Raw genomic sequence first — 6471 nt, forward strand, 5'->3', positions numbered from 1 at the left:
GATTATCAGGACTTCTGCAAGCAGTACACCGTGACCAAGAATGGTCAGTCTGTACAGGGCGGCTACAGCGAAGCAAATCTGAAGGCGTACACGGGTACCGCTGCTGTAAATGCCAATACAAACGGTCTGAAGACTGCGACCAAGACCGATGCTGGTTATACCTTCAGCGCACGCCAGACTGGTTCCGGCTCTGGTCTGTTGGATCAGGAACAGGCAAATGACGGCGCAAATGTGACCACAGAGGTAAAGACCTACAGCGGCAACTACGGTGAGTTCCTGCGTGTTGATCTGAACGGCGAGTACGGCGCACTGGGTTCTGCCATGCAGACGGTTCGTTGGACCTACTACGGCAGCGACAGCACCTACACCACGCCGGTTGCAACCTATGGCACCAAGTTCGCAGCAGATGATTGGATGCACAAGTCTATGGGCATTCAGCTGGGTCTGACCGATTCCCTGCGTTGCCAGCTGCCGGAAGGCACCGATGGCACCGGCTACTGGGCACTGACCGTTTACGGTCTGGGCACTTCGGACTACACCACTCAGTTCCAGGTAACGGCTGAAAACCTGCCGTCTACTGTCGCAGGCATCACGGACGCACAGAAGACCGAGCTGACCAACCTGATTGCAACCGCACAGGAGCTGTCCGCGAAGAACCCGTCCAACAAGGCTGCTCTGGATGAGCACATCGCAGAAGCACAGGCTATGCTGGCAAATGCTGATGCAACGGAGCCGGAAGCTGCTGAGCTGATTGCTGACTTGCAGGGCATTATCAAGGCTGCACAGGATGAGCTGGCTGCACAGCCGACGGAAAAGACCGTAGCGAAGACGGTTACCGTAAATCCGGACGCAGATGAAGACTTTAATGCGTACAGCTTGATTGTTGATGTCACCATCAAGGATGGCAAGGTTCAGTCCATCGCATTGAACAAGGACTGCACCATCAAGAAGAGCAATAAGCCGTACTCTGAGGATGCGTTCAATGGTATGAATGCAAACTTGGCTGGCAAGACGGCTGCTGAGATTGACGGCGTAGATACCGTTTCCGGTGCAACCTGCTCTTCCAATGCAATCAAGGAAGCAGCAAAGGCTGCTCTGAGCGAATAAGAACAGGAAACAACTGTTTCGTAAGTTTTTCATAAGTTCCTTTCAAGACCCCTCTGGATCGATGATCCGGAGGGGTCTCTTTCGGTGGTTGAGCAAATATGCCGAAAAATAGCGAAAGCAAGTGCTAATTTTTTACATGGGAAGAATTGACGAGACATAGCGAATATGATATGCTAAATATAGATTAGTTTCTACTAACAAAGAAAACGAAATTGAGGCACAATTGGGCGTTTGCTATGTGGCAAACGGCTTTTTCCTGCCCACAGCTTCCATTGACAATCGGATGCCTATGCGGTATACTGAGGTAATTTGGAGCCGGAATTGAAGGCTTGCGTGGGAAGCGTATCCTGCGCAATTTCTTTTTCTGTTCCTATTAGTTTCTACTAACCATACTAGACGTTGGGAGTTGTACTATGAAGCTGAAAAAACAAGACATTGTATTGCTGGCGGTCATGCTGGCGGGCGTGCTCTTGCTCGGCGCATTTCTGATGTTGACGCGAAAGAGCGGCGCAGAGGTCATCGTGAAGGTGGCGGGCAAGCAAGTGACGACATTTTCCATGAATAAAAATACAAAATATACGATTCATGGCGTAAATGGCGGCACAAATGAGCTAATCATTGAGGATGGTCAGGTTTGGCTGGAAGAGGCGAGCTGCCCGGACAAGCTGTGCGTGCATCAGGGTAAGATGCAATACTCTGGCCAGAGCATCATTTGCCTGCCGAACAAAGTGAGCGTCACCATTCAGGACGAAAATGACACAAACGGCGTAGACGTTGTGGCACAGTGAGGGACAGAGCATGAGACAGACAAAACGATTGGCATTGTATGGAATGCTTGCTGCACTGGCACTGGTGCTCAGTTATATCGAAGCGATGGTTCCGGCGTTTTTTGCCGTGCCAGGCATGAAGCTCGGTCTGACCAACTTGGTGGTACTCGTTGCGCTGTACCGTATGGGATCCAAACCGGCAGTGGTCATTAACTTTGTACGCATTGGATTGACCGCTATGCTGTTCGGTACCGTGGTTAGCCTGTGGTATTCTCTGGCGGGCGGCCTTTTATCCGGAGCAGTGATGATTTTGCTCAAAAAGACCGGAAAATTTCAGCCGGTGACGGTCAGTGTGGCAGGCGGTGTTATGCACAATGTCGGCCAGATTTTGGTCGCTATGGCGATCATGCAGACCAGCGCCATTGCCTGGTATTTGCTGGTGCTGTGGGTTTCCGGTATCGTTGCCGGTGCAGTCATTGGCTTGCTGGGCAGTTGGATGCTCAAGCGTCTGCCGGAAGTACACGAAGTTTAAATTTTCTTTGCGAGGAAGGAACACAATGAAATATCCATGGAAAGTTATGCTGGCATCCGCTGTTGTGGCGAGTATGCTGTTGACCGGATGTAGTTCGACATCCAATACCAATCATACAAATAATACGGGCAGTGCAGCAACGGCACAGACCAATAGCACGACAAGCAGCTCGACCGAACCAGTCAGCCAAGAAATTTTTGCGATGGATACCTATATGACGGTTACGGCATATGGCGACAACGCACAGAAGGGCGTGAGTGATGCCATTGCAGAAATCGAACGCTTGGATAACCTGCTGTCTATCGGCAAAGAAGACAGTGAAATCTCCAAGCTCAATCGCAGTGGTTCGGCGGCATTGTCCGACGATACGGCGGTCATGGTCACAAAGGCACTGGAACTGTACAAGAGCACCGGCGGTGCGTTTGACATCACGGTTCTGCCGCTCATGGAGCTGTGGGGCTTTACGACAGAGGACTATTATGTGCCGACGGATGCGGAAATTGCATCTACGTTACAGCGTGTCGGTGCAGATAAGCTGACATGGGACGAAAAGGCCAAGACGCTGACGCTGGGAGACAATCAGGAAATTGACTTGGGCGGTATTGCCAAGGGCTTTACGTCCAGCCGAATTATGGAAATCTTCAAAAAAGATGGTGTGACCTGCGGCATGGTGTCGCTGGGCGGCAATGTGCATCTGCTGGGCACCAAGCAGGACGGCAGCGAGTGGCGCGTTGGCATTCAGGATCCAGATAACACCGATGATATGCTTGGCGTGCTGGAAGCGGATGACTGCGCAGTTATCACATCCGGCGCGTATGAGCGCAATTTTGAAAAAGATGGTGTGACCTATCATCACATCATTGATCCGGCAACCGGCAAGCCGTCCAACAGCGGTCTGACCTCTGTGACTATTGTCAGCAAGGACGGCACGCTGGCAGATGGTCTGTCCACTTCGCTGTTTGTCATGGGAAAAGACAAGGCCATTGCGTACTGGAAACAGCACGCAGATGAATTTGACACGATTTTAGTCGATGCGGATCGAAATGTATACATCACAGAAGGCATTGCAGACGGCTTCACGCCGGACAGTGTTTCTGCCGATCAGGTACAGACGATTCAGAAATAAAAGCAAAGCATACATTCGTTTTACAACGCAAGGAGGCAAAAAATGCGTATCTTTTACAATCAATCCGTGGATGCCATTGCCCGCCGACTGGTACCGGGCATTGCTGTTGCGGCGCTGGCAGCGTGGGGCGTTGCCTCCGGCGGCGCTGTGCTGGAAGAGATTCCGGAGCTGGCTTCTCCGACTGCACAGGCTGCCAATGTAGGATCTGGCTCTGGTTCTGCCGTTGGGGCGGCAGCGGATGCTGGTTCTTGGCAGGATGGCACATGGACAGGTACCGCGCAGGGATATGGCGGCGATGTTACCGTCAGTGTGACGATTGCCAATAAGAAAATCACTGCCATTGAGGTGGTATCTGCTTCTGCGGAAACACCGTCGTTCTTCTCCAAGGCAAAGGCGATTATTCCAAAGATTATTGAGGCGCAGAATCCGGATGTCGATGTTGTCTCCGGTGCGACCTATTCTTCCAACGGCATCATCAATGCAGTAAAGAACGCGTTGACCAAAGCATCCGGCGGCACAGTCACGGAGACTTCCAATGGCGGCGGTGCAGCAGCAAACAATACGGCGGCAGGAAGCACTTCTTCCGATGCATTTCAGGATGGCTCGTATAAAGACGGTACCTATACCGGTACGGCGGCAGGCTTTCGCGGCAATATTACCGTCAGCGTGACGATTGCAGGCGGTAAGATCTCTACGATTAGTGTCGTTTCCGCACCGGGCAACGATGAACCGTACCTGAGCAAAGCAAAGACCTTGATTGCTAAAGTCATTGCCAAGCAGAGCCCAAACGGTGTCGACACCGTATCTGGTGCGACATATTCGTCCAATGGCATTTTGAATGCCATCAAGCAGGCGCTGACCAAGGCGGCAGGCGGTACCGTGTCTGAGACACCGAGCAGCAGCGGCGGCACAACAACTGGCGGCGATTCCTCGCCGAGCAAGCTGGACAAAGATACCTATACCGGCAGCTATAAGGACGGTACATATACCGGCACAGGCAAGGGATTTAAGGGTACCGTGACCGCAAATGTGACGATTTCCGGCGGAAAAATCACAAAAATTGATGTATCCGGCAGCGATGATGCGGCATATTTCGGCAAGGCAAAGAACGGTATCATCAATAAGATGATTTCCAGCCAGTCCACCAATGTGGATACGGTATCCGGCGCGACCTACTCGTCCAACGGCATCATCACGGCGGTGAGAAATGCACTGAAGAAGGCACAGACCACCGGCGGCACAACAACTGACGATGATACCGATAAGACGCCGACCGAAAAGACCTATACTGATACCGCGACAGAGTTCTATGGCATTGGCTATGGCTATCGCAATGGCCGCATTGTGCTCAAGGTCACTGCTTCTGGCGGAGACTTAAAGAGCATTGATGTCATAGAAAAGAACGATCAGGACGATGACTATTTCAACGATGCGGTGGAAATCATTGAAAAGGTCAAGAATGGCAAGAATATCAACGTTGTAGACACCGTATCCGGCGCAACTTACTCGTCAAAGGGTATTTTGACGGCACTGACCGAAGCACTCAATAAGGCAGTGATTGCAGGACAGTACACCCCGCCGAAGGAGACTCCGGAAACACCAGAACCGACGCCGACACCGGAGCCGGAAGGAAGCACGTACACGGAAACGGTTACGGTCAATCCGGATGAAGATGAAGACTTTGATGCGTATGCCTTGCTCGTTGATGTCACCGTGCAGGATGGCAAGGTGACAAATGTGGCACTCAATGCATCGAATACCTTTGGAGACAATAAGTCGAATAAGAGATATTCGGATAAGGCGGCAAAGATGGAATTGACCGGCAAGACGGCAGCAGACATTGATGGCGTAGATACGATTTCTGGCGCTACTTGTTCGTCCAAAGCAATAAAAGAAGCAGTGAAGCAGGCATTGACAAAGGCGGAGGGCTAATTATTTGAAACATCTCGATTTTTGGTCAAGACTGGGCAGTCTTGCGCTGGCAGTTGTTGCTCTGTGTATTTATCAAGCACATGCGCTGCAGTGGCAGGCTGAGGAAGAAGAAAATAAACAGCAGCTTGCCGAGGTACAGGCGCAGAATGCAGCCGCCGAGGGCGGTTCTGTCAGCTATGTAGATGGCACGTATACCGGCAGCGGAGAGGGCTTCGGTGGAACGGTGTCTGTCAGCGTGACAGTATCCGGCGGCAAAATTACCGCAATTGACATTACCGATGCGGCAAATGAAGATGCGGCATATCTGGACAAGGCAAAGGGTATCATTGACAGCATGATTTCTGCCAATTCGCCGGAAGTAGATACGATCAGCGGCGCGACCTTCTCCTCAACAGGCATTAAAACGGCAGTAGAACAGGCATTGGAGGACGCGGCATAATGGAAACGCAAACACCACAAAAAACGGCTGCAAAGAAAAAGCCAGTCAATCCGATGCAGCGCGTCAAGCTGCGTCGCCGCGTGCGCGCTGTGATTCAGCTGATTTTCTTCCTGCTGGCACCGTCTGTATACACATCCTGCTTTTCCGGAATCAAGGAAATGGCAACGGCAATTGGTGCAAAAGACCCGATTTCCTATAGCTCTTTCTTTACGACACTGATTGTGCTGTGCATGTATACGATTATTTTCGGCAGATTTTTCTGCGGATATGCCTGTGCATTCGGTGCGTTTGGCGATGCCGTGTATGAGCTGTCTCAGTTCATTCAGAAAAAGGCAAAAAAAAAGCTGCCAAAGATTCCAGATCATCTGACCGGCTATTTGCAGAAAATCAAGTATTTACTTTTGCTCGCTATCATCATTTTGTGTGCAGCGGGCGTCTATGATAAGCTGCCGGGATGGAGCCCGTGGGATGTGTTCTCGATGCTCACAGCACCGCGTGCGATTCCGGCGGGATATGTGATTGCTATCGTCCTTCTGCTCGCTATTATTGTTGGCATGGCACTGAAAGA

General features: G+C 51.3%; 7 protein-coding genes. All 7 read left to right on the forward strand.

The annotated features are described in order from the left end of the window. On the forward strand, nucleotides 1–1107 hold a 1107-nt coding region (locus ACR0P9_RS06090), incomplete at its 5' end, for a penicillin-binding Tp47 domain C-containing protein (RefSeq protein ID WP_432618293.1). Between the two features lie 413 nt (nucleotides 1108–1520). Next, nucleotides 1521–1895, forward strand: coding sequence for a NusG domain II-containing protein (locus ACR0P9_RS06095; protein ID WP_432618295.1), 375 nt, complete (start codon nucleotides 1521–1523; stop codon nucleotides 1893–1895). Nucleotides 1896–1905: 10 nt separating this feature from the next. Beyond that, nucleotides 1906–2406 carry a Gx transporter family protein gene (locus ACR0P9_RS06100; RefSeq protein WP_432618297.1) on the forward strand — a complete coding sequence of 167 codons (501 nt, stop codon included), beginning with the start codon at nucleotides 1906–1908 and terminating at the stop codon, nucleotides 2404–2406. A gap of 25 nt (nucleotides 2407–2431) precedes the next feature. Continuing rightward, the gene (locus ACR0P9_RS06105; RefSeq protein WP_432618299.1) at nucleotides 2432–3532 is read left to right on the forward strand and encodes an FAD:protein FMN transferase; all 1101 of its coding nucleotides are present in this window, start codon (nucleotides 2432–2434) and stop codon (nucleotides 3530–3532) included. A 42-nt stretch (nucleotides 3533–3574) separates the two neighbouring features. Beyond that, on the forward strand, nucleotides 3575–5464 hold the full coding sequence (locus ACR0P9_RS06110; protein ID WP_432618301.1) for an FMN-binding protein: 1890 nt from the start codon (nucleotides 3575–3577) through the stop codon (nucleotides 5462–5464). Between the two features lie 4 nt (nucleotides 5465–5468). Next, nucleotides 5469–5903 carry an FMN-binding protein gene (locus ACR0P9_RS06115; protein ID WP_432618303.1) on the forward strand — a complete coding sequence of 145 codons (435 nt, stop codon included), beginning with the start codon at nucleotides 5469–5471 and terminating at the stop codon, nucleotides 5901–5903. Continuing rightward, nucleotides 5903–6471: 4Fe-4S binding protein (locus tag ACR0P9_RS06120; protein WP_432618305.1), on the forward strand; the 569-nt coding region annotated here is incomplete at its 3' end. The genes ACR0P9_RS06115 and ACR0P9_RS06120, both read left to right, overlap by 1 nt.

The organism is Butyricicoccus sp. (assembly GCF_050872565.1).
GTDB lineage: Bacteria > Bacillota > Clostridia > Oscillospirales > Butyricicoccaceae > Butyricicoccus_A.